We start from the raw sequence: 23,056 nt of genomic DNA, 5'->3' as shown, positions 1-23,056 counted from the left end.
GGGAGCGCCCGGAGACCGACCGAGGAAACACAGCTGGAGGTGTGCGCGATGCTCAGCGAACGCAGACTCGAAGTGCTTCGTGCCATCGTCCAGGACTACGTCGGCACCGAGGAGCCCGTCGGCTCCAAGGCGCTCACCGAGCGGCACAAGCTGGGCGTCTCCCCGGCGACCGTCCGCAACGACATGGCGGTGCTGGAGGACGAGGGCTTCATCGCCCAGCCCCACACCAGCGCGGGGCGCATCCCGACGGACAAGGGCTACCGGCTCTTCGTCGACAGGCTCGCGGGGGTCAAGCCCCTCTCGTCGCCGGAGCGCCGCGCCATCCAGAACTTCCTCGACGGCGCGGTCGACCTCGACGACGTCGTGGGCCGCACCGTACGGCTGCTCGCGCAGCTGACCCGGCAGGTCGCCATCGTGCAGTACCCCTCGCTGACCCGGTCGACGGTGCGGCACGTGGAACTGCTCTCGCTGGCGCCCGCCCGGCTGATGCTCGTGCTCATCACGGACACCGGCCGGGTGGAGCAGCGGATGATCGACTGCCCCGCTCCGTTCGGCGAGGCCTCCCTCGCCGATCTGCGGGCCCGGCTCAACAGCCGGGTCGTGGGACGCCGGTTCACGGACGTCCCGCAGCTGGTGCAGGACCTGCCGGAATCCTTCGAGAGCGAGGACCGGGGAACCGTGTCCACCGTGCTCTCCACCCTGCTCGAAACCCTCGTCGAGGAGACGGAGGAGCGGCTGATGATCGGCGGCACCTCCAACCTCACCCGCTTCGGGCACGACTTCCCCGTGATGATCCGGCCGGTGCTGGAGGCACTGGAGGAACAGGTCGTGCTGCTGAAGCTGCTCGGCGAGGCCAAGGACTCGGGCATGACCGTACGCATCGGGCACGAGAACGCCCATGAAGGGCTGAACTCCACGTCCGTCGTCGCGGTCGGCTACGGTTCGGGCGACGAGGCAGTCGCCAAACTCGGCGTGGTCGGACCGACCCGCATGGACTACCCCGGAACGATGGGAGCGGTACGCGCAGTGGCACGTTACGTCGGACAGATCCTGGCGGAGTCGTAAGTGGCCACGGACTACTACGCCGTACTCGGCGTGCGCCGCGACGCATCTCAGGACGAGATCAAGAAGGCATTCCGCAGGCTCGCCCGCGAGCTGCATCCGGATGTCAACCCCGATCCGAAGACCCAGGAGCGGTTCAAGGAGATCAACGCCGCCTACGAGGTGCTGTCGGACCCGCAGAAGAAGCAGGTCTACGACCTCGGCGGCGACCCGTTGTCCGCCTCCGGCGGCGCAGGCGCGGGCGCGGGCGGGTTCGGGCAGGGGGGCTTCGGCAACTTCTCCGACATCATGGACGCGTTCTTCGGCACGTCGTCGCAGCGCGGGCCCCGTTCGCGCACCCGGCGCGGCCAGGACGCGATGATCCGGCTGGAGATCGATCTCGCCGAGGCGGCGTTCGGCACCACCAAGGACATCCAGGTCGACACGGCCGTCGTCTGCACCACGTGCAGCGGCGAGGGCGCCGCGCCCGGCACCTCCGCGCAGACCTGTGACATGTGCCGCGGCCGCGGTGAGGTCTCCCAGGTCACCCGGTCGTTCCTCGGCCAGGTCATGACCTCGCGGCCCTGCCCGCAGTGCCAGGGCTTCGGCACGGTCGTGCCGACGCCGTGCCCGGAGTGCGCCGGTGACGGCCGCATCCGGTCCCGGCGCACGCTCACCGTGAAGATCCCCGCCGGTGTCGACAACGGCACCCGCATCCAGCTCGCGGGCGAGGGCGAGGTCGGCCCCGGCGGCGGCCCGGCCGGCGATCTGTACGTGGAGATCCACGAGTTGCCGCACGCGGTGTTCCAGCGCCGCGGCGACGACCTGCACTGCACGGTCACCATCCCCATGACGGCGGGCGCGCTCGGCACGAAGGTGCCGCTGGAGACGCTCGACGGCCTGGAGGAGGTCGACATCCGGCCCGGCACCCAGTCCGGCCAGTCGGTGCCGCTGCACGGCCGCGGCGTCACGCACCTGCGCGGCGGCGGGCGCGGCGACCTGATCGTGCACGTCGAGGTGATGACGCCGACGAAGCTGGACCCGGAGCAGGAGCGCCTGTTGCGGGAGCTGGCGAAGATGCGCAACGAGGAGCGGCCCACCGGCCAGTTCCAGCCCGGCCAGCAGGGGCTGTTCTCCCGGCTGAAGGACGCCTTCAACGGGCGCTGACGGCTCTTCCGGCCCTCCGTCCGGACCGGGACACCGGGACGGGCCCGCTCGACGGGTCCGTCCCGCGCTCGCGTCCGGAGCGGAGCCGGGGCGGGGCGGGGCGCGTCCGGAGGGGCGTGTGGCCGTCCCGCGCGTTCGTGTGCCGGAGGCGTCCGCGGCCGTCCCGTGTCCGGGTCCGGAGGCGTGCGCGGCCGGGGCGGGGCGCGGGCCGTGCGCGACGGGGCGTGCCGGACATGGCACGATGCGGTCATGCCATCCGCGTTGACCGATCTCTGCCGGTATCCGATCGTGCAGGCCCCGATGGCGGGCGGTACGTCCTGCCCGCAGCTCGTCGCGGCCGTCGCCGAGGCGGGCGGGCTCGGCTTCCTCGCCGCCGGTTACAAGACGGCGGACGGCATGTACAACGAGATCAAACAGCTGCGCGGACTGACCGGCAGGGCCTTCGGCGTCAACCTCTTCATGCCGCAGCCGGGACTCGCCGACCCCAGCGCCGTCGAGGTGTACCGGCAGCAGCTCGCGGGCGAGGCCGCCTGGTACGAGACCCCGCTCGGCGACCCGGACTCCGACGGCGACGACGGCTACGAGGCCAAGCTCGCCATCCTCCTGGACGACCCGGTCCCGGCCGTCTCGTTCACCTTCGGCTGCCCCACGCGCGACACCCTCGACGCGTTCGCCGGGGTCGGCACGTACACCGTCGTGACGGTCACCACGCCCGAGGAGGCCCAGGCCGCCCAGTGGGCGGGCGCGGACGCGGTCTGCGTCCAGGGCGTCGAGGCGGGCGGCCACCAGTCCACCCACCACGACGACCCGCAGACCGACGGCACCGGGATCGGGCTGCTCTCGCTGGTGGCCCAGGTCCGCGAGACCGTGCAGATACCGATCGTCGCCGCCGGCGGGCTGATGCGCGGCTCCCAGATCGCCGCCGTGCTCGCGGCGGGCGCCGAGGCGGCGCAGTTCGGCACGGCGTTCCTCATCTGCCCCGAATCCGGGGCGAGTCCGCTGCACAAACGGGCGCTGACCAACCCGCTGTTCGTACGCACCGCCCTGACCCGGGCGTTCTCGGGCCGCCCGGCCCGCGGCCTGGTCAACCGGTTCATGCGGGAGCACGGACCGTACGCCCCCGCCGCCTATCCGCAGGTCCACCACCTGACCGTCGGGCTGCGCCGGGCGGCGGCCAGGGCGGGGGACGCCCAGGGCATGGCGCTGTGGGCGGGGCAGGGCCACCGGATGGCCCGCGAGCTGCCGGCCGGCCGGCTGGTCAGGCTGCTCGCCGAAGAACTGGACGCCGCACGGACGGCAGTGAGCACAGGGAGTACGCAGTGACCGCACCGGTCTTCGTCGTCGAACAGGTCCCCGAGGGGCCCGAGTTCGTCCTGGAAGGACCCGAGGGCAGGCACGCCGTGTCGGTGAAGCGGCTGCGCGCCGGCGAGGACGTCGTCCTGACGGACGGGCGTGGGCACTGGGCCGAGGGCGTCGTCGGGGCCGCCGAGGGCAAGGACCAGCTCGTGGTCACCCGCCTCACCGGGGTCCGCGAGGAGGCCGGGCCCGCGCCCCGCATCACCGTCGTCCAGGCGCTGCCCAAGGGCGACCGGGGCGAGGTCGCCGTGGAGACGATGACGGAGACCGGCGTCGACGGGATCGTGCCCTGGCAGGCGTCGCGCTGCATCACCCAGTGGAAGGGCGAACGCGGCCTCAAGTCCCTGGCGAAATGGCGCAACACCGCCCGGGAGGCGGGCAAGCAGTCCCGCCGGGTGCGCTTCCCCGACGTGGCGGACGCGATGACGACCAAGCAGGTCGCCGCGCTGCTGGCCGCGGCGGACTTCGCCGCCGTCCTGCACGAGGACCGGGACCACGACAGCGAGCCGCTGGCCACCGTCCCGCTCCCGGAGAGCGGCGAGATCGTGCTGGTCGTCGGCCCGGAGGGCGGTGTGTCGCCGGACGAACTGGCGGTCTTCACCGGGGCGGGCGCCCGGACCTGCCGGCTCGGGACGAGCGTCCTGCGCACCTCGACCGCGGGCACGGCGGCGACGGCACTGCTGCTGGGGCGCACCGGCCGCTGGTCGTGAACCCGCCCGGCACCCGGCCCGCCCCCGGGGCGGAGGGCCGGGGCACGGGACGCCGGGGCGGAGGATCGAGACATGGGGAGGCCGGGGCGACCGGCGCCGCCGCCGCGGGTGCGTGGCCCGATTCCGCGACGCCACACCGCATGTGACGGTCGGTCCGTGCCCCGGCGCACGCCCCGGAGGCGCCCCCGATTGTGGCCACAAGCCGTCTACCGTTCCACGGGTGAACGGTGGGAAGCTGCCCGTATGGGGACAACAAGGGCATGGGGTCGGCGGAGGCCCCGACGTTTTCTGGCCGTGTCCGCGCTCGCGGGCGCGGCGGTCGCGGGACTCGCCGCCTGCCAACCCGCCGACGGGCTGAACTCCGCGTCCATCGCCGTGACCACCGACCAGGTCGGCACCAGCGCGCTGGAGCGCAACGGCGTCGACGTGCAGTGGCTGAGCTGCACGGCCGGGATCGACCGGGGCCGTGCCGGCGCCTCGTCACCCTCCGCCTCCGCGCGCCGGGTCGCGGAGGTCGACTGCACCGGCAAGACCGGCGGCGGCAAGGACATCACGCTCACCGGCCGGGTGACCCAGGAGCTCGGCGGGCGGTGCGTGCGGGGGGACCTGAGTGCGAAGGAGGGCGACCGGTCCGTGTTCCGGGCGAACGTGCTCGGCAACTGCGACGCCACTTCGACGACCGGCGTGGTGAATCCGCCCCCACCGGCCGGCGGCAGCGGGGCCCGGCCCACGGTCACCGTGACCGTCACGGTCACCGAGGGGTTCCGGGGCAAGTAGGAGCACCCGGTCCGCCGGTCCGTCGGACTCCGGCCAACCCGGTTACGCGGAGCACGCCCGCGGCCTAGGGTGATCGTGTGACACAGCCTGCCTACCTCCGATACCCCCATGTCCACGGCGATCTGATCGCCTTCACCGCCGAGGACGACGTCTGGCTGGCGCCGCTGGACGGCGGCCGGGCCTGGCGCGTCAGCGCCGACAACCGGCCTGTCACCCACCCTCGGATATCACCCGACGGGACACGGGTCGCGTGGACCTCCACCCGGGACGGGGCGCCCGAGGTGCACATCGCGCCGGTCGACGGCGGCCCCTCCGTCCGGCTCACCCACTGGGGGAACGCCCGGACCTCCGTGCGCGGCTGGACGCCCGAGGGCGACGTACTGGTCATCACCACCCACGGGCAGGCCTCGCACCGGCGCAGCTGGGCCTGGGCGGTCCCGGTCGACGGCGGACCCGCGCGGACCCTGCCGTACGGCCCGGTCGGTTCGGTCGCGTACGGGCCGGGCGGGCGGGCCCTGCTCCTGTCGGCCACCATGGGCCGCGAGGCCGCCGCCTGGAAGCGCTACCGGGGCGGCACGGCGGGCAAGTTGTGGATCGAGGCGGAGGAACCGGCCGACGGCGCCGCGGAGTTCGTCCGGCTCCACGACGGCCTCGACGGGAACATCGAGGACCCGATGTGGACCGGTACGGGGACGGGGACCGGCGCACGCGTCGCCTTCCTCTCCGACCACGAAGGCGTCGGCGCCCTCTACTCCTCGCTCCCCGACGGCTCCGACCTGCGCCGTCACACCGGCATCGAGGGCTTCTACGCCCGCCACGCGACCACCGACGGCACCCGCGTCTGCTACGCGTCGGCCGGCGAACTGTGGCTCCTGGACGGCCTCGACGGCGACGGGCCCCGCCGCCTCGACATCCGGCTCGGCGGCCAGCGCGCCGACCTCCAGCCGCACCCCGTGCACGCCGCCGGACACCTCGACGCCGCCTCCCCCGACCGCACGGGCCGGGGCAGCGCCGTCGCCACCCGCGGCGCCGTCCACTGGGTCACCCACCGCGAGGGCCCGGCCCGCGCGCTCGCCGCCGAACAGGGCGTACGGGCCAGGCTGCCCCGCACCTTCCAGGCCGACGGCGACCAGCACGTCGTCTGGGTCACGGACGCCGAGGGCGACGACGCCCTGGAGTGCGCACCGGCCACCGGCACCACGCCGGGGACCGAGCCCCGCCGCCTCGCCGCGGGGCGTCTGGGCCGGGTCCTCGACCTCGTCCCGTCCCCGGACGGCAGCCGGTTCGCCGCCGCCGCGCACGACGGGCGGGTACTGATCGTCGAGCGGGAGAGCGGCGAGGTCCACGAGGTGGACCGCAGCGAGCACGGCGACGCCTCCGGCCTGGTCTTCTCGCCCGACTCCGCCTGGCTCGCCTGGTCGCACCCCGGCCCCGAACCGCTCCGGCAGCTCAAGCTCGCCCACCTCGCGGACCTGTCGGTCGCCGAGGCCACCCCGCTGCGCTTCCGGGACTTCTCGCCCGCGTTCACCGCCGACGGCAAGCACCTCGCGTTCCTCTCCGAGCGGTCCTTCGACCCGGTCTACGACGCCCACGTCTTCGACCTGGCGTTCATCGGCAGCTGCCGCCCGCACCTGCTGACGCTCGCCGCCACCACCCCCTCCCCGTTCGGCCCGCAGCGGCACGGCCTGCCGACCGAGCGGGAGAAGGGCGGCGAGGGCGAACCGGACAACCCGACCGCGCTGCCCGTCACCCGGATCGACCTCGAAGGGCTCGCCGACCGGATCGTCCCGCTGCCCGTCGAGGCCGCCAGCTACTCCACGCTGCGCGCCGCGAAGGACGGGCTGCTGTGGCTGAACCACCCGGTGACCGGGGTGCTCGGCACGAGCGGCCCCACCCCCGACGCCCGGCGGCCCGAGACGGTCCTGGAGCGGTACGACCTGGAGAAGCTGCGCTGCGAGGAACTCGCCTCGGACGTCGGCGACTTCGCGGTCAGCGGCGACGGCAGGCGGATCGCCCTGCAGACCCGGGGCAAGCTGCGCGTCGTACCGTCCGACAGCCGGGTCCCGGCCGACGACCACGACGGCGACGGCGTCACCGTCGACCTCTCCCGCATCCGGCGGATCCTCGAACCGGCCGCCGAATGGCGCCAGATGTACGACGAGGCCGGACGCATCATGCGGGACAACTTCTGGCGCCCCGACATGAACGGCATCGACTGGGACGGGGTCCTGGACCGCTACCGCCCGGTGCTGGAACGGGTCGCCACCCACGACGACCTGATGGACCTGCTGTGGGAGGTGCAGGGGGAACTCGGTACCTCGCATGCCTATGTCCGGCCCCCCGGCGGATGGCGCGACGAGTCGGTCCGCCAGGGCCTGCTCGGCGCGGACCTCTCCCGTACCGAGGAGGGCACCTGGCGGATCGACCGGATCCTGCCGTCCGAGACCTCCGACCCGGCGGCCCGCTCGCCGCTCGCCGCGCCCGGGGTGGCCGTGCGCGTCGGGGACACGATCCGCGCCGTCGACGGCCGGCCGGTCGACCCGGTGACCGGCCCCGGGCCGCTGCTCACCGGCTCGGCGGGCAAACCGGTCGAGCTGGCCGTCTCGCCGGCCGGCGGCGGCGGGACGCGCCACGTCGTCGTCGTACCGACCGACGACGAGCAGGCGCTGCGCTACCACGCGTGGGTCGCCGACCGGCGGGCCCATGTGCACGAGCGCTCCGGCGGACGGCTGGGCTACCTCCACATCCCCGACATGGTCGGCTCGGGCTGGGCGCAGCTCCACCGGGACCTGCGGGTCGAAGTGGCCCGCGAGGGACTGGTGGTGGACGTCCGGGAGAACAGCGGCGGCCACACCTCGCAGCTCATCGTGGAGAAGCTCGCCCGCCGCATCGTCGGCTGGGACGTGCCGCGCGACATGCGGCCGTACAGCTATCCGCTGGACGCGCCCCGCGGTCCGGTGGTGGCCGTGGCCAACGAGTTCTCCGGCTCGGACGGCGACATCGTGAACGCAGCGATCAAGGCGCTGGGCATCGGCCCGGTGGTCGGCACGCGGACCTGGGGCGGGGTGATCGGCATCGACAGCCGCTACGAGCTGGTGGACGGAACGGCGGTCACCCAGCCCAAGTACGCCTTCTGGTTCGAGGGTTACGGCTGGGACGTGGAGAACCACGGCGTCGACCCCGACGTCGAGGTCGTGATGGCGCCCCAGGACCACGCGGCGGGCCGGGACCCGCAGTTGGACGAGGCGATCCGGATCGCCCTGGAGGCGCTGGAACAGACCCCGGCGAAGCGGGCCCCGCAGCGGCCGGGGGCGTAGGGGCACGGGTGCGGGGCGCCCGCGACGGGTCCGTCGCGGGCGCCCCGATACCATGCCGTACAACGATCACCACCTACCCGAGGAGCCGACCCATGGCGGGAGAACCGCAGCCCGACTGCCTGTTCTGCAAGATCGTCTCGGGTGAGATCCCGGCGACGATCGTCCGGGAGACCGAGACCACCGTCGCCTTCCGGGACATCAACCCGCAGGCCCCCACGCACGTGCTCGTCATCCCCCGCGTCCACCACCCGGACGCCGCCTCCCTCGCCGCCGCCGAGCCGGGCGTCGCCGCCGACGTGCTGCGCGAGGCCGGGCAGGTCGCCGCCGACGAGAAGATCGTGGACAGCGGCTACCGGATCGTCCTCAACACCGGCTCCGGCGCGGGCCAGACCGTGTTCCACGCGCACGCCCACGTCCTGGGCGGCCGCGGAATGCAGTGGCCCCCCGGCTGAGGTCCTTCGTCCGGATCAGAAGATCAGAAGAACCGATCGACCGGAACGGAACGACGTCACCGTGTCCCCACGCGAACTCGTGGTCCTCGGCACCGCGAGCCAGGTACCGACCCGGCACCGCAACCACAACGGCTACCTGCTGCGCTGGGACGGCGACGGCATCCTCTTCGACCCCGGCGAGGGCACCCAGCGCCAGATGCTGCGGGCCGGGGTCGCCGCGCACGACATCGACCGGATCTGCGTCACGCACTTCCACGGCGACCACTCGCTCGGCCTGGCCGGGGTGATCCAGCGGATCAACCTCGACCAGGTCCCGCACCCGGTCACCGCGCACTACCCGGCGAGCGGACAGCGCTTCTTCGAACGGCTGCGGTACGCCACCGCCTACCGCGAGTCCGTCGAGCTGACCGAGGCCCCGGTCGCCGCCGACGGGGTGCTCGCCACCACCGACGCGTACACGCTCAGCGGCCACCGGCTCTCGCACCCCGTCGAGTCGTACGGCTACCGGCTCGTCGAACCCGACCGGCGCCGCATGCTGCCGGAGAAGCTCGCCGAGCACGGCATCAAGGGGCCCGACGTCGGCCGGATCCAGCGCGAGGGCGCCCTCGGGGACGTCACGCTCGACGACGTCTCCGAGCACAGGCGGGGCCAGCGTTTCGCGTTCATCATGGACACGAGGCTCTGCGACGGCGTGCACGTCCTCGCCGAGGGCTGCGACCTGCTGGTCATCGAGTCGACCTTCCTCGACGAGGACGAGCGGCTCGCCGCCGACCACGGCCATCTGACCGCCGGACAGGCGGCCCGGGCGGCCCGGGACGCGGGCGTGCGGCACCTCGTGCTGACGCACTTCTCGCAGCGGTACGGAGATCCGGCCGTCTTCGAGGAGCAGGCCCGCGCCGCGGGGTTCGCGGGCGAACTGACCGTCGCCCGGGACCTCGACCGGATCCCCGTGCCCTCCCGGCACGTCTGAGAACCGCCCGTGCCCTCCCGGCACGTGCGAAGAACCTTTGAAGAGAACCTTCCGTGTCCTCCCGGGCACGGCCGAAGAGCCTTCCGTGCCCGCCCGGCACGTCTGAGAACCTGTCGGGTGTCCCCCGGAACACACCGGCACCACCATCTGCGAGCGTGAGACCCGTGCACCTGCCCAAAGCCGAACTCCACCTGCACATCGAGGGCACCCTCGAACCCGAGCTGGCCTTCGCCCTCGCCGAGCGCAACGGCGTGCGCCTGCCGTACGCCGACACCGAGGAACTGCGCACCGCCTACCGCTTCGAGGACCTGCAGAGCTTCCTCGACCTGTACTACGCGCTGATGGCGGTGCTGCGCACCGAGGAGGACTTCGAGCAGCTCGCCGACGCCTACCTCGCCCGCGCCGCCGCGCAGGGCGTCCGGCACGCGGAGATCTTCTTCGACCCGCAGGCGCACACCGCCCGCGGCGTCCCGGTCCGCACCGTCGTCGAGGGGCTCGGCCGGGCGCTGGACCGCAGCGAGGAGAAGCACGGCATCTCCACCCAGCTGATCATGTGCTTCCTGCGCGACGAGTCGGCCGAATCGGCGCTGGAGACCCTGGAGGAGGCGAAGCCGTACCTGCACCGGATCAGCGCGGTCGGCCTCGACTCGGCGGAGGTCGGCCACCCGCCCGCCAAGTTCCGCGAGGTGTACGAGGCGGCCGCCGCGCTCGGGCTGCGCCGGGTCGCGCACGCCGGTGAGGAGGGCCCGCCCGCGTACATCCGCGAGGCGCTGGACGTCCTCGGCGTCGAGCGGATCGACCACGGGCTGCGCTGCATGGAGGACCCGGAGCTGGTGGAGCGGCTGGTCGCCGACCGGGTGCCGCTCACCCTCTGCCCGCTGTCCAACGTGCGGCTGCGCGCCGTCGACACCCTGGAGGAGCACCCGCTGCGGGACATGATGGCCGCCGGGCTGCTCTGCACGGTGAACTCCGACGACCCCGCCTACTTCGGCGGGTACGTCGGGGACACCTTCCAGGCCGTCCACGAGGCGCTCGGCCTGGACCGCGAGCAGCTGCGCACCCTGGCCCGCAACTCCTTCGAGGCGGCCTTCCTCGACCACGACGAGGAGCGCCGGGCGCGCTACCTGTCCGAGGTCGAGGCGTACGCGTTCGACTGACCGGCCCCGGGCCCGGCCGTCCGGAACGCGTTCCTGGCCGGGCGCCGGCGCAGCGCGGGCGGGCTGATCTCCGTGACGGCCTGCTCGGGCGCGCCCAGCCTGGGCACCGCGCCGGGCACCGCCCCGGTGGTGACGGCGAGCAGCGCGGCCGGGGCACCGCCCCGGCGCCGCACCGATCCCGGCACCAGCGGACGGCCGCCGGTGTGCAGCGCCACGGCCGTGACCGGGGCCGCGACCAGGAGCGTGACGACGCCCAGGACCAGGCCCATGACCGGGTACCCGGCCTGCTCGGACAGCACGCTGCCCAGGACCGGCCCGCAGGCCACGCCGACGGACGAGGCGGAGCCCGCGAGGACCGCCCAGCGCCCCCGCACGTCCAGTGAGGCGGCCAGGCCGATCAGGTACGACAGGACCACGGGGTAGACCGTGTTCCAGAGGATCTCGCCGGTCGCGAACGAGCCGAGGCTTTCGGCCGACGAGCTGAGCACGATGGAGCCCGCGATGATCACGGTCCCCAGGCCGATCGGCACGGCCCGGCCGAGCCTGGCGCCCAGCACCCCGGCGCCCATCACCCCGAGCAGCCCCGCGCCGAGGGCGGCGGCGAACACCGCGCCGACGGTGACCTCGGAGAGCCCCGCCTGACCCACGCCGATCCGGCCGCTGACGCCCCACAGCGCGTTCTGCGCCATGGACCAGACGAGCATGCCGCCCGCCAGCACCAGGCCGGACCGGCGGTGCGGCAGCCGGCCGGTGGCCGGGGCGGCGGTACCGGTGCGTGCGGCGCCGTCGCCGAGCCGTGCGGTGGCGGGCCAGACGAGCAGGGCGACCAGCGCGATCGAGGCGAACGGCAGCCGGTGGCCGCCGCCGAGGTGCGGGATCGTCAGGTAGAGGGCGCCGGCCGTCGCGGAGACGCTGAGCAGGCCGAGCGACGAGGTCCGGTGCGGGTCGCGCTGCGCGGCGATGCCCGAGGCGGCCACCGCGGTCGCGGTCCCGGAGCCGAAGCCGCCGAGCACCGCCCCCGCGACCACCAGCGGCACGGAACCGGCCAGGGCGGCGCAGCCGTACCCCACCGCGGCCAGGACCAGTCCGGCCCGGGCCGGCCGGCGCGGACCGAACCGCTCGACCCGGCCCGCCAGGACGAACCCCGCGGTCGCCGAACTCAGCAGCAGGGCACTGCCCACCAGCCCGGCCCGGGCCGTTCCCAGGCCGAGATGGACGGAGAGCCGCCCGACGATGGTGGGGAGCAGGTAGGCGGCGAGGTAACCGGCGGTGAACACGGCGACCAGGGGCCACGCGGCGCGAGGGCGCGAGGACATGGGCGTTCCTGAAGACATGCCAGAGGAGGCGGAGAAGGCAGGGGAGGGCAATGCGGGAAAAGCTGAGGAATGCAATGAATGCGGGGAGATGGGGCACTCGTCGGCAACTGTCGCCAACGGGGCTCGCGGCCCAATTTGTATCAACTGCTTCCAGCCCGCCGGAAGGCACCCCGATGTGATCTGGGTAACATTTGCGTTTGTGTTCCGAACGTTCGGGTAGCAGCGCACGTTTATGCAGGTCAGTGTCTGTGTGCGCGGGCCGGGGCAGCCCCCGGGAAGCTGCGGCGCGGACCCTCCGGCGGCGGGGGTGCATCGGGCACACTGGCCTGATCCGCCACGACCGGGGAGTGCAAGGTGAGCACGGACATTCCAGGCGTCGACCCACTGGACGGGCTGCGCGCCCCGCAGGACCCGGACTGCGACGTCTTCCTCACCGGCACGGTCTTCCTCGACATCGTCTTCACCGGCCTGGACAGCGCCCCCGTGCGCGGCACCGAGTCCTGGGCGCGCGGCATGGGCTCCAGCCCCGGCGGGGTCGCCAACATGGCCACCGCGCTGGCCCGGCTGGGGCTGCACACCTCACTGGCGGCGGCGTTCGGCGACGACCACTACGGGGAGTACTGCTGGGACGCCCTGGAACAGGGCGAGGGCATCGACCTGTCCATGTCGCACACCGTCCCCGGCTGGCACTCGCCGGTGACCGTCTCGATGGCGTACGAGGGCGAGCGGACGATGGTCTCGCACGGCCACGAGGCCCCCGGCCCCGTGGTCCCCGACGGCGGACCGGCGTTCCCGTGCTGCCCGCCCCGGGCCCGCGCCGCCGTCGCCTCGCTCTCCCCCGGCCGCAGCGAACCCTGGGTCGCCACCGCGGCTCGCAACGGCGCCCGGATCTTCGCCGACGTCGGCTGGGACGAGACCGGCCGCTGGGACCTGGACGCCCTCGCCGACCTGGAGCACTGCCAGGCGTTCCTCCCCAACGCCGAGGAGGCGATGCGCTACACCCGCACCGACTGCCCCCGCGCCGCCGCCCACGCCCTGGCCGAACGGGTGCCGCTCGCCGTGGTCACCCTGGGCGCGGAAGGCGCGTACGCGGTGGACTCCGCGACCGGGGCCAGTGCCGAGGTGCCCGCGATCGAGGTCGAGGCGCTCGACCCGACCGGGGCGGGGGACGTCTTCGTCGCCGGTTTCGTCACCGGCACCCTGGCCGACTGGCCGCTGGCCGACCGGCTGGCCTTCGCCGGACTGACCGCGGCGCTCTCGGTCCAGGAGTTCGGCGGCTCGCTCTCGGCGCCGGGCTGGGCGGAGATCGCCGCCTGGTGGCAGCGGATCCGCACCTTCGCCGACCAGGACCCGGCGGCACTGCGGCGCTACGCCTTCCTGGAGGAGCTGCTCCCCGCCGCCGCCCGCCCGTGGCCGCTGCGCCGGGCCGTCCCGACCATCGGCTTCCGCCACCTGGCCTGAGAACCTGTCGGCCTGGGAACCACCCGGCCCGAGAACCTGCCGGTCCGAGCGCCTGCCGGGTGCGACGCGGCCCGTGCCGGGCACAGGTGTTCGCGACGGGCACGAAAAAGCCCTCGGTCTTGTCGGTGGGGAGTCGTAGGCTGGGTAATCCAGAGGTTGTCGATCGGCGAGAGCCTCGCAACGGGAGGTATGTGCAGGCCACAGAGCCGGCCCATGACTCAGACACCCACAGCCCAGACCCCTGCGCCCGGGCAGGCGCGAGCCCACTTCACGGTCCCCGCCAAGCATCCGATGGTGACCGTACTGGGCTCGGGTGACGCCCTGCTGCGCGTGATCGAGACGGCCTTCCCGGCGGCCGACATCCATGTCCGGGGGAACGAGGTCAGCGCGGTCGGGGACGCGACGGAAGTCGCCCTGATCCAGCGCCTGTTCGACGAGATGATGCTGGTGCTCCGCACCGGTCAGCCGATGACGGAGGACGCAGTGGAACGCTCGATCGCCATGCTCAGGGCGACTGAGAGCGGCGAGGGGGACGGCCAGGAGACCCCGGCCGAGGTGCTCACCCAGAACATCCTCTCCAGCCGCGGGCGCACGATCCGCCCCAAGACGCTCAACCAGAAGCGCTACGTCGACGCGATCGACAAGCACACGATCGTGTTCGGCATCGGCCCCGCCGGTACCGGCAAGACCTACCTCGCCATGGCGAAGGCGGTCCAGGCCCTGCAGTCCAAGCAGGTCAACCGGATCATCCTGACCCGGCCCGCCGTCGAGGCGGGCGAGCGGCTCGGCTTCCTGCCCGGCACGCTCTACGAGAAGATCGACCCGTACCTGCGCCCGCTCTACGACGCCCTGCACGACATGCTCGACCCCGACTCGATCCCGCGGCTGATGGCGGCGGGCACGATCGAGGTCGCGCCGCTGGCCTACATGCGCGGCCGCACGCTCAACGACGCGTTCATCATCCTCGACGAGGCGCAGAACACCAGCGCCGAGCAGATGAAGATGTTCCTGACCCGGCTCGGCTTCGACTCGAAGATCGTCATCACCGGTGACATCACCCAGGTCGACCTGCCGAACGGCACCAAGAGCGGTCTGCGCCAGGTCCAGGAGATCCTGGACGGCGTCGAGGACGTCCATTTCTCCAAGCTCACCTCCCAGGATGTCGTCCGGCACAAGCTGGTCGGCCGTATCGTCGACGCGTACGAGAAGTACGACAGCCGGGACGGCCACCGCGGCCGGGACAGTCACAACGGGAAGTAGTCGCAGCGCACCATGTCGATCGACGTCAACAACGAGTCCGGAACCGAGGTCGACGAGCAGGCGATCCTCGACATCGCCCGCTACGCGCTCGCGCGGATGCGGATCCACCCGCTCTCCGAACTCTCGGTGATCGTGGTGGACACCGCCGCCATGGAGCAGCTCCACATCCAGTGGATGGACCTCCCGGGCCCGACCGACGTCATGTCCTTCCCGATGGACGAGCTGCGTCCCCCGGCCAAGGACGACGAGGAGCCCCCGCAGGGGCTCCTCGGCGACATCGTGCTCTGCCCGGAGGTCGCCGAGAAGCAGGGCCGGGAGGCCCCGACCCAGCACTCCATGGACGAGGAGCTCCAGCTGCTCACCGTCCACGGGGTGCTCCACCTCCTCGGGTACGACCACGAGGAGCCGGACGAGAAGGCCGAGATGTTCGGCCTCCAGGCCGCGATCGTCGACGGCTGGCGCGCCGAGCACGGTCTGACCGGTCCGTCGCCCGCCCCCACCGTCTCGTGAGCGTTCCCCTGCTGACGGGCGCCGTGCTGCTCGTCGTCGGCGGCTGGCTGGCGGCCTGCGCGGAGGCGGGCATCGCCCGTACGTCGAGCTTCCGGGCCGCCGAGGCGGTCCGCTCCGGGCGGCGCGGCAGCAAGAAGCTGGAGCAGGTCGCGGCGGACCCGACCCGCTACCTCAACGTCGCCCTGCTGGTGCGGGTCGCCTGCGAGATGTCGGCGGGCGTGCTCGTCACGTACGCCTGCCTGAAGGAGTTCCCGGAGACCTGGGAGGCGCTGGCCGTCGCCATGGGAGTGATGGTCCTCGTCTCCTACGTCGCCATCGGCGTCTCGCCGCGCACCATCGGCCGCCAGCACCCGCTGAACACGGCCACGGCGGCGGCGTACGTCCTGCTGCCGCTGGCCAGGGTCATGGGCCCGGTCCCGCAGCTGCTGATCCTCATCGGCAACGCGCTCACCCCCGGCAAGGGCTTCCGCAAGGGGCCGTTCGCCAGCGAGGCCGAGCTGCGGGCGATGGTCGACCTCGCCGAGGCCGAGTCGCTGATCGAGGACGAGGAGCGCCGCATGGTGCACTCCGTCTTCGAACTCGGCGACACGCTGGTGCGCGAGGTCATGGTGCCGCGGACGGACCTCGTCTGCATCGAGCGCTACAAGACGATCCGGCAGGCGCTGACCCTGGCCCTGCGCTCCGGCTTCTCGCGCATCCCGGTCACCGGGGAGAACGAGGACGACATCGTCGGCATCGTGTACCTCAAGGACCTGGTCCGCAAGACGCACATCAACCGGGAGTCGGAGGCCGATCCGGTCTCCACCGCGATGCGGCCAGCGGCCTTCGTGCCCGACACCAAGAACGCCGGGGACCTGCTGCGCGAGATGCAGCAGGAGCGCAGCCACGTCGCCGTCGTGATCGACGAGTACGGCGGCACGGCCGGCATCGTCACCATCGAGGACATCCTGGAGGAGATCGTCGGTGAGATCACCGACGAGTACGACCGCGAACTGCCGCCCGTCCAGGAGCTGGAGAACGGCTGCTTCCGGGTGACGGCCCGCCTCGACATCGGCGACCTCGGGGAGCTGTTCGGCTTCGACGAGTACGACGACGAGGACGTGGAGACCGTCGGCGGGCTGCTGGCGAAGGCGCTGGGCCGGGTCCCGATCGCCGGCGCCTCGGCGATCGTCGACCTGCCGGACGGCCGCAGCCTCCGGCTGACCGCGGAGTCCCCGGCCGGCCGGCGGAACAAGATCGTCACGGTGCTGGTGGAGCCCATGGAGCCGCAGGAGGAGGCCGGGTGACCCCGGAGCGACTGAGGGCGTTCTGCCTGGAGTTCAACGAGAGCGTCGAGGAGTTTCCGTTCGGGCCCGAGACGTCCGTCTTCAAGGTCCTGGGCAAGATGTTCGCGCTCAGCGCGCTGGACGGGCGCCCGCTGACGGTGAACCTGAAGTGCGACCCGGACGAGGCGGTGCGGCTGCGGGAGCGGTACGACGCGGTGGTGCCGGGCTGGCACATGAACAAACGGCACTGGAACACGGTGACGGTGTCCGGGGTGCCGGACCAGGTGCTCCGCGAAATGGTCGAGGACTCCTACGACCTGGTGGTGGCGGGGCTGCCGAGGGCGGACCGGCTGCGGCTGGACCGCTGACGGCGGCCCGGCCGCGGTCACGGCACCCGGTCCGGCGCGTGGCCCCGGCCGGGGGGAAGGGCGGGGCGGGGGACGGGCCGCCCGGTTCGTATGCTCGGCACATGACTGAGAGCACCGACCTCGGCCCCGAGGACCGCAAGATCGTCACGCTGGCACGCAGTGCCCGCGCCCGCAACGGTGTGCCGGAGGGCGCGGCCGTACGGGACGAGACCGGCCGCACGTATGTCGCGGGCACCGTACGGCTGGAGTCGCTGAGGCTCAGCGCGCTGCAGACCGCCGTGGCGATGGCCGTGGCCAGCGGTGCCACCTCCCTGGAGGCGGCCGCGGTCGTCTCCGAGGCGCAGACCCCGTCCGACGAGGACCGCGCCGCCGTCCGGGACCTGGGCGGCCCGGACACCCCCGTCCTGCTCGCCGGACCCGACGGCGTGCTGCGGGTCACCGTGACGGCCGGCTGACACCGTCCCGTACGGGTACGACGGACCGTACGGGTACGACGGACCCGTACGGATACAACGACCCGTACCGCACGATGGACCCGGTACCGCACGATGGATCCGTACGCCCCGCGCCCACCCGGAGCGGGGCGTACGCGCGCCCGGGGCGACGGGGCGGAACGCCGGATCCTGCCAGCATCTGATGGGCCATCAGTCGGTGTTCCCCGCTTGCCTTGACTTCTTTCGGGCCGGGGCCGTCAATGAGCCACCGCCGGCGCACACGAGCCGCTGCGCCGCATCCGGCAGGAGGGGGCTCCATGCGTCCGACCGTCCGAAGAACCGCCGCCCGGGGCCGCCCCCGGACCGGCTGCCGCTGGGCCGCGGTGCTGGGGGCCGGGGCGCTCCTGGTCACCGGGGGCGGCGTACTGGCGGCCCCGGCACAGGCCATGCCGACCGCCTCGGCGCCGGTGGACTTCCCCACCCACTGCATCCCGCCGGACATCGCGGGCATCCCGCCGATCGACGGGACGACGAAGGCCGAGATCACCGTCGACAACTCCGCCCCCGAGGTGGGCGACACGGTCACGGTCACGTACACCGTCGTCGCACCGGCCGCGAGCAACCCGGTCGACCTGGCGCTGCCCGCCGACATCATGACGCCGACCGGCAAGGTCGTCGTCGGCGGGGCGCAGACCGCGAGCGTCACCGTCGCGGGCCCGCGGAAGAACGACCCGGTGCCCGGCAAGGGGGCCTTCCCGTCGTTCTCGATGACCGGCACCTTCGAGGTCACCGCGCCCGGACACATCACGCTCTCGCCCGGCGACTACAACATCCACACCAGCTACATCATGGAGCTGGACACCCCCTGCACGGTGACGGACCCGCCCGCCCCCGTCTCCCAGACGATCATCGCGACGGACGGCGGCGGACAGGTCAACGAGCGCACCATCCGGCTCGGCGCCGCGTCCGGCGGCGCGGGCGAGGCGGTCACCGTCACCGGCTCGAAGTTCACCCCGGGCGCGACCGTCACGCTCGCGGGCACGGCCGGTGACACCCGCACCGCCGACACCGCCACCGTCGAGGCGGACGGCTCCGGCGGCTTCAGCGGCCGGCTCACCGTCACCGACCCCGCCACCACCGGCATCGTCGCCCACGAGGGGGACACCTGGGATCCCGACCGGGGCGCGGGCCCGCAGCCCTACACCGTCACCGGTGGCGGCGGCGAGGGCCAGGAGGGCAGCCAGCGGCTCGGCACGTCCGTCGAGGCGGGCACGCTCTCCATGGTCCAGGACGGGGACGCCGTCGAGATGTCGGCGGTCGACTTCGGCCGGGGCGGCGCCTCGCGCGGCACCCTGCGGACGGTGACGGTCGAGGACTTCCGCGGCGGCCCCGCAGGCTGGTCCCTGACCGGAAAGGTCACCGACTTCACGGGCCCGGGCGGCGCCACGATCGACGCGTCCGCACTCGCCTGGACCCCGGTCTGCGCGACGAGGACCGGCAGCCCCAGCACCTGCGCGGCCGGTTCCGCAGGAACGGTCGGTTCCGGGGGCGCCACGCTGGCGTCCACCCCCGACGGCCCCCTCACCGGCGGCGTGTTCACCGTCGATGCCCGGCTCGCGCTGGACGTACCGGCGTACACCGCCCCCGGCGCGTACTCCGGCGTGCTCACCCTCACCCTCACGTGACCGAGCGCTCCCGATCGACCGGCGGTCCGGGCGCGCACCCGCCCGGACCGCCCCGTCCCGAGACCACCCGGGGGTTCCGCACCATGCGCAAGCTCTCCGTACTCCTGCTGCCCCGCGTCCTCCTGCTGTCCGGAGCCTTCCTGCTGTCCGGCACCCTCCTGCTGACCGGCGCCCACGCCGCGGACAACGGCAACTGGTCGGTCTACCCCGCCACCACCCGGGCCGGTCAGCGCCCGTACTTCTTCCTCTCCGCCGACCCCGGCGCCACGCTCACGGACCAGGTGACCGTCACCAACCGGACGGACCGGCCGCGGACCTTCCGGCTGTACGCCGCCGACGCCTACAACACCGCGCGCGACGGCGGCTTCGCCGTCCGGTCCCGCGACGAGAAACAGCGCTCGATCGGGGCCTGGGCCCGTCCCGGCCGCGACCGGATCACCGTGCGGGCGCACGGCTCGGTCACCGTCCCGGTCACCCTCACCGTCCCCGAGGACGCCGAACCGGGCGACCACCCCGGCGCGCTCGTCGCCCTGGACGAACACGTCGACCCCGCGGGCGGCGGAGCCGTCGCCGTGGGCATCCGGCAGGCCGTCGGCGCCCGCATCCACCTGCGGGTGAACGGGCCGACCATGCCCGCGCTCTCCGTGGACGACATCCGGATCGAGCACACCCGGCCGCTGGTGCCGGGCACCGGCCGGAGCCGGGCCGTCATCTCGTACACGCTCCGCAACCGGGGCAACGTCACCCTCGCCCCGAAGGTCGCCCTCCGGGCCGAGGGCCTCTTCGGCCGCACCCTGCTCGCCCGCGACCTGGAGAAGGTGCCCTCCGAACTGCTGCCCCGCCAGGAGGTCCGGCTGACCGAGCGGTGGGACGGCGCGCCGCAGCTGGAATGGGGCGAGGTCCGGCTGACCGCGACCGCCCGCGACACCCGCGGATCGGCCACCGCCACGTACTTCGCCGTGCCCTGGGCGGTCGCCGGGGCCCTGCTGGTGGCCGTCGGCGCGGCGGCGGCCCTGTGGCTGAGGGCCCGTCGGCGCCGCGCCCGCACGGCCCGGGAGGAGGCCCGACAGGCCCCGTGACCTCCCTCGGTGCGGCGGGACCGCCGGGATCGGGGACAATGGGCGCCATGAGCGTTCGACCTGACACAGAAGCCGCTGCGCAGAAGGGCGCGGACCGCGCCCCCCACCGGGCCGGTTTCGCCTGCTTCGTGGGCCGCCCCAACGCGGGCAAGTCCACCCTCACGAACGCTCTGGTCGGCAAGAAGGTGGCGATCACCTCCAACCGCCCCCAGACCACCCGGCACACCGTGCGCGGCATCGTGCACCGCGAGGACGCGCAGCTGATCCTGGTCGACACCCCCGGCCTCCACAAGCCGCGCACCCTGCTGGGCGAGCGGCTCAACGACGTGGTGCGCACCACCTGGGCCGAGGTCGACGTCATCGGCTTCTGCCTGCCGGCCGACCAGAAGCTCGGCCCCGGCGACAAGTACATCGCCAAGGAACTGGCGGCCATCAAGAAGACGCCGAAGATCGCCATCATCACCAAGACCGACCTGGTCGACTCCAAGCAGCTCGCCGAGCAGCTGCTCGCCGTCTCCCGCCTCGGCGAGGAGCTCGGCTTCGAGTGGGCCGAGATCATCCCGGTCTCCGCGGTGAAGGCGGAGCGGGAGGGCGGCGCCGGCACCGCCAGGGACGGGGGCCGGGGAGCCGGGCAGGTCGCCCTGCTGGCCGACCTGATCGCCCCGCTGCTCCCGGAGAGCCCGCCGCTCTACCCCGAGGGCGACCTCACCGACGAGCCCGAGATGGTCATGGTCGCGGAGCTCATCCGCGAGGCCGCGCTCGAAGGCGTGCGGGACGAGCTGCCGCACTCCATCGCGGTCGTCGTGGAGGAGATGCTGCCCCGCGAGAACCGCCCGGCGGACAAGCCGCTGCTCGACATCCACGCCAACGTCTACATCGAGCGACCCAGCCAGAAGGGCATCATCATCGGCCCGAAGGGCAAGCGGCTGAAGGACGTCGGCACCAAGTCGCGCAAGCACATCGAGGCGCTCCTCGGCACACCGGTCTTCCTGGACCTCCATGTGAAGGTGGCCAAGGACTGGCAGCGCGACCCCAAGCAGCTGCGCAAGCTCGGCTTCTGAGCCGCAGAGCCGTGCGGTCCTCGTCGGGCCGCGGAGCCGTCGGGCCGGGCCGGACGGGGCGGGCGTCGCCGCTCCCGCCCGGCCCGGCCCGACGGCGTCAGCCGGGAGGAGCCGACCCCGTGCCGCCGGGAGGAAGCGGCCCCGTGCCGCCGGGAGGAACCGGCCTCACGCGCCCTCCTTCAGCACGCGGGAGACCAGCGCCCGCTGCGCGTCGGTCAGCTTCGGGTCCGCGCAGTGGACCGTCCGGTCGCCGACCGTGATCCGGTACCGGAAGCCGTCCGGCACGCCCTCGGGCGGGGTCTCGTGGCCCGAGGCGAGGGCCGACTCGGCCAGCGCCTCCCACTCCGGCGCATCGGACAGTCCGGCGGTGTCGACCTCGCGCCGCCGCGCGACACCGGTGAAACCGCCGGTCCTGCTCACCTGAATCCGCATGTGCTGTGTCCTCCGTCGCCGGGCGGGGCCGCGCGGGCCGGATCGCCCTACGCGGTCGGGACGCCCACCTCCGACCACGCCTTCAGGACGGCCTCGGTCTCGTCGCCCTCCCCGAAGCGGCTGCGGGCCGCGGCGACCGTCAGCCGGGCGAAGTCCGCGAAGTCCGCGTCCACGGCCAGTTGACCACCTGTGAGCACATCGAACCAGAGCTGCCCGGCGCGTTCCCACGCATTGCCGCCGAGCGCCGTCGCCAGCAAGTAGAACGCGCGGTTCGGGATGCCGGAGTTGAGGTGCACCCCGCCGTTGTCGTCGCCGGTGTGGATGTAGTCCTCCATCGACGCCGGCTGCGGGTCCTTGCCGAGCACGTCGTCGTCGTACGCGGTGCCCGGCGCCTTCATCGAGCGCAGGGCGACGCCCTGGACGTCCGGCGCCAGCAGCCCGGCGCCGATCAACCAGTCGGCCCGGTCGGCGGTCTGGCCCAGCGTGTACTGCTTGACCAGGGAACCGAAGACGTCGGACATCGACTCGTTGAGCGCGCCGGGCTGGCCGTAGTAGCTCAGGTTGGCGGTGTACTGGGTCAGGCCGTGGGTCAGTTCGTGGGCGATCACGTCGATGGCGACGGTGAAGTCCACGAAGATCTCGCCGTCCCCGTCGCCGAAGACCATCTGCTCGCCGTCGAAGAAGGCGTTGTTGTACTTCTCGTCGTAGTGCACGGAACCGATCAGCGGCAGCCCGTTGCCGTCGATCGAACGGCGGCCGTACGCCTTGAGCAGCAGCTCGAAGGTGGAGCCGAGGCCCGCGTACGCGCGGTTGACGCTGGCGTCCTGCGTCGGGTCCTCGCCCTCGCCGCGGACCTTGGTGCCGGGCAGCCGGGTGCTGTTGCGGCAGTCGTAGAGCGTGCGGTCGGGCTTGTCGGAGACCTCGCGCTCGGCCGCGGGGGAGGCGGGCACGGTGACGACCGTGGCCATCTGGCGCCGGGTGCGGCGGGCCGCGTCGGCCTCCAGGGTGCGCCGGGCGGGATTGGCGAGATCGGGGTTGTCGGACTGGGACAGCTTGTCGAGGAGGTGGGGCGGAACGATGGTGCAGAAGACGGGGTGGAACCCGTGCTGAGTCTGAGTCGGCATACGTTCGACTGTGACACCGCGTAACGGTCATGTCACTGGAACGGTGCAAGATTGACGAAATGGAGTGATCCATCACTGTTGGACGTTTCCTGCCGCCGGTCCCGCATACTGATA

The 23,056-nt window shown here is 73.1% G+C and carries 21 protein-coding genes; 18 read left to right on the top strand and 3 right to left on the bottom strand.

Features of this window, described 5'->3' with window-relative positions; translation table 11 throughout:
• The first annotated feature begins 48 nt into the window (after positions 1-48).
• The 9 genes from hrcA to OCT49_RS09845 all read left to right on the top strand — a co-directional run bounded on the left by hrcA (position 49) and on the right by OCT49_RS09845 (position 10,947).
• Positions 49-1,065, top strand: a complete 1,017-nt coding sequence (hrcA, locus tag OCT49_RS09885; RefSeq protein WP_283851514.1) for a heat-inducible transcriptional repressor HrcA — start codon at positions 49-51, stop codon at positions 1,063-1,065.
• Entirely contained in the window at positions 1,066-2,208 is a 1,143-nt protein-coding gene (gene dnaJ, locus OCT49_RS09880) for a molecular chaperone DnaJ (protein WP_283851513.1), read from the top strand.
• Positions 2,209-2,457: 249 nt separating this feature from the next.
• A complete protein-coding gene (locus OCT49_RS09875; RefSeq protein WP_283851512.1) occupies positions 2,458-3,531 on the top strand; it encodes a nitronate monooxygenase in 1,074 nt (357 codons plus the stop codon).
• Positions 3,528-4,274 (top strand): 16S rRNA (uracil(1498)-N(3))-methyltransferase, encoded by a 747-nt coding sequence (locus tag OCT49_RS09870; protein ID WP_283851511.1) that lies wholly within the window; start codon positions 3,528-3,530, stop codon positions 4,272-4,274. The genes OCT49_RS09875 and OCT49_RS09870 overlap by 4 nt, the downstream gene beginning before the upstream one ends.
• Before the next feature lie 294 nt (positions 4,275-4,568).
• Positions 4,569-5,051: a hypothetical protein gene (locus OCT49_RS09865; RefSeq protein ID WP_283851510.1), complete on the top strand. Its 483-nt coding sequence runs from the start codon at positions 4,569-4,571 to the stop codon at positions 5,049-5,051.
• 77 nt (positions 5,052-5,128) lie between these two features.
• A complete protein-coding gene (locus OCT49_RS09860) occupies positions 5,129-8,368 on the top strand; it encodes a S41 family peptidase (RefSeq protein ID WP_283851509.1) in 3,240 nt (1,079 codons plus the stop codon).
• A gap of 92 nt (positions 8,369-8,460) precedes the next feature.
• Positions 8,461-8,820, top strand: a complete 360-nt coding sequence (locus OCT49_RS09855) for a histidine triad nucleotide-binding protein (protein ID WP_148835059.1) — start codon at positions 8,461-8,463, stop codon at positions 8,818-8,820.
• A 61-nt stretch (positions 8,821-8,881) separates the two neighbouring features.
• Positions 8,882-9,790 (top strand): ribonuclease Z, encoded by a 909-nt coding sequence (locus OCT49_RS09850; protein WP_283851508.1) that lies wholly within the window; start codon positions 8,882-8,884, stop codon positions 9,788-9,790.
• Positions 9,791-9,954: 164 nt separating this feature from the next.
• Positions 9,955-10,947 carry an adenosine deaminase gene (locus tag OCT49_RS09845; protein ID WP_283855739.1) on the top strand — a complete coding sequence of 331 codons (993 nt, stop codon included), beginning with the start codon at positions 9,955-9,957 and terminating at the stop codon, positions 10,945-10,947.
• On the opposite strand, the gene OCT49_RS09840 is transcribed toward OCT49_RS09845, so the two are convergent.
• Positions 10,911-12,263, bottom strand: a complete 1,353-nt coding sequence (locus OCT49_RS09840; protein ID WP_283851507.1) for an MFS transporter — start codon at positions 12,261-12,263, stop codon at positions 10,911-10,913. The genes OCT49_RS09845 and OCT49_RS09840 overlap by 37 nt on opposite strands.
• A 354-nt stretch (positions 12,264-12,617) precedes the next feature.
• Between OCT49_RS09840 and OCT49_RS09835 the strand changes: the two genes are divergently transcribed.
• The 9 genes from OCT49_RS09835 to era all read left to right on the top strand — a co-directional run bounded on the left by OCT49_RS09835 (position 12,618) and on the right by era (position 21,386).
• Entirely contained in the window at positions 12,618-13,724 is a 1,107-nt protein-coding gene (locus OCT49_RS09835; protein ID WP_283851506.1) for a carbohydrate kinase family protein, read from the top strand.
• 213 nt (positions 13,725-13,937) lie between these two features.
• Positions 13,938-14,984, top strand: a complete 1,047-nt coding sequence (locus OCT49_RS09830; RefSeq protein ID WP_283851505.1) for a PhoH family protein — start codon at positions 13,938-13,940, stop codon at positions 14,982-14,984.
• Between the two features lie 12 nt (positions 14,985-14,996).
• Positions 14,997-15,494: an rRNA maturation RNase YbeY gene (gene ybeY, locus OCT49_RS09825; protein ID WP_283851504.1), complete on the top strand. Its 498-nt coding sequence runs from the start codon at positions 14,997-14,999 to the stop codon at positions 15,492-15,494.
• Positions 15,491-16,780: a hemolysin family protein gene (locus OCT49_RS09820; RefSeq protein WP_283851503.1), complete on the top strand. Its 1,290-nt coding sequence runs from the start codon at positions 15,491-15,493 to the stop codon at positions 16,778-16,780. The genes ybeY and OCT49_RS09820 overlap by 4 nt, the downstream gene beginning before the upstream one ends.
• On the top strand, positions 16,777-17,127 hold the full coding sequence (locus OCT49_RS09815; RefSeq protein ID WP_283851502.1) for an MmcQ/YjbR family DNA-binding protein: 351 nt from the start codon (positions 16,777-16,779) through the stop codon (positions 17,125-17,127). Before OCT49_RS09820 ends, OCT49_RS09815 begins: the two co-directional genes overlap by 4 nt.
• A 101-nt stretch (positions 17,128-17,228) precedes the next feature.
• Positions 17,229-17,582: a cytidine deaminase-like protein gene (locus tag OCT49_RS09810; RefSeq protein WP_283851501.1), complete on the top strand. Its 354-nt coding sequence runs from the start codon at positions 17,229-17,231 to the stop codon at positions 17,580-17,582.
• Positions 17,583-17,878: 296 nt separating this feature from the next.
• Positions 17,879-19,246: a WxL domain-containing protein gene (locus OCT49_RS09805; RefSeq protein ID WP_283851500.1), complete on the top strand. Its 1,368-nt coding sequence runs from the start codon at positions 17,879-17,881 to the stop codon at positions 19,244-19,246.
• 83 nt (positions 19,247-19,329) lie between these two features.
• The gene (locus OCT49_RS09800; protein WP_283855738.1) at positions 19,330-20,325 is read left to right on the top strand and encodes a WxL protein peptidoglycan domain-containing protein; all 996 of its coding nucleotides are present in this window, start codon (positions 19,330-19,332) and stop codon (positions 20,323-20,325) included.
• A 38-nt stretch (positions 20,326-20,363) separates the two neighbouring features.
• The gene (gene era / locus OCT49_RS09795; protein WP_187438508.1) at positions 20,364-21,386 is read left to right on the top strand and encodes a GTPase Era; all 1,023 of its coding nucleotides are present in this window, start codon (positions 20,364-20,366) and stop codon (positions 21,384-21,386) included.
• A gap of 165 nt (positions 21,387-21,551) precedes the next feature.
• Here the strand turns inward: era and OCT49_RS09790 are convergent, their stop codons facing one another.
• Positions 21,552-21,818 (bottom strand): protealysin inhibitor emfourin, encoded by a 267-nt coding sequence (locus tag OCT49_RS09790; RefSeq protein WP_283851499.1) that lies wholly within the window; start codon positions 21,816-21,818, stop codon positions 21,552-21,554.
• Positions 21,819-21,865: 47 nt separating this feature from the next.
• Positions 21,866-22,942, bottom strand: coding sequence for a M4 family metallopeptidase (locus OCT49_RS09785; RefSeq protein WP_283851498.1), 1,077 nt, complete (start codon positions 22,940-22,942; stop codon positions 21,866-21,868).
• Positions 22,943-23,056 lie beyond the last annotated feature (114 nt).

It is taken from the genome of Streptomyces sp. ML-6 (genome assembly GCF_030116705.1).
Taxonomy (GTDB): domain Bacteria; phylum Actinomycetota; class Actinomycetes; order Streptomycetales; family Streptomycetaceae; genus Streptomyces.
Note: the sequence above shows the minus strand (reverse complement) of the source record. Positions and strands in the feature narration are given on the sequence as shown.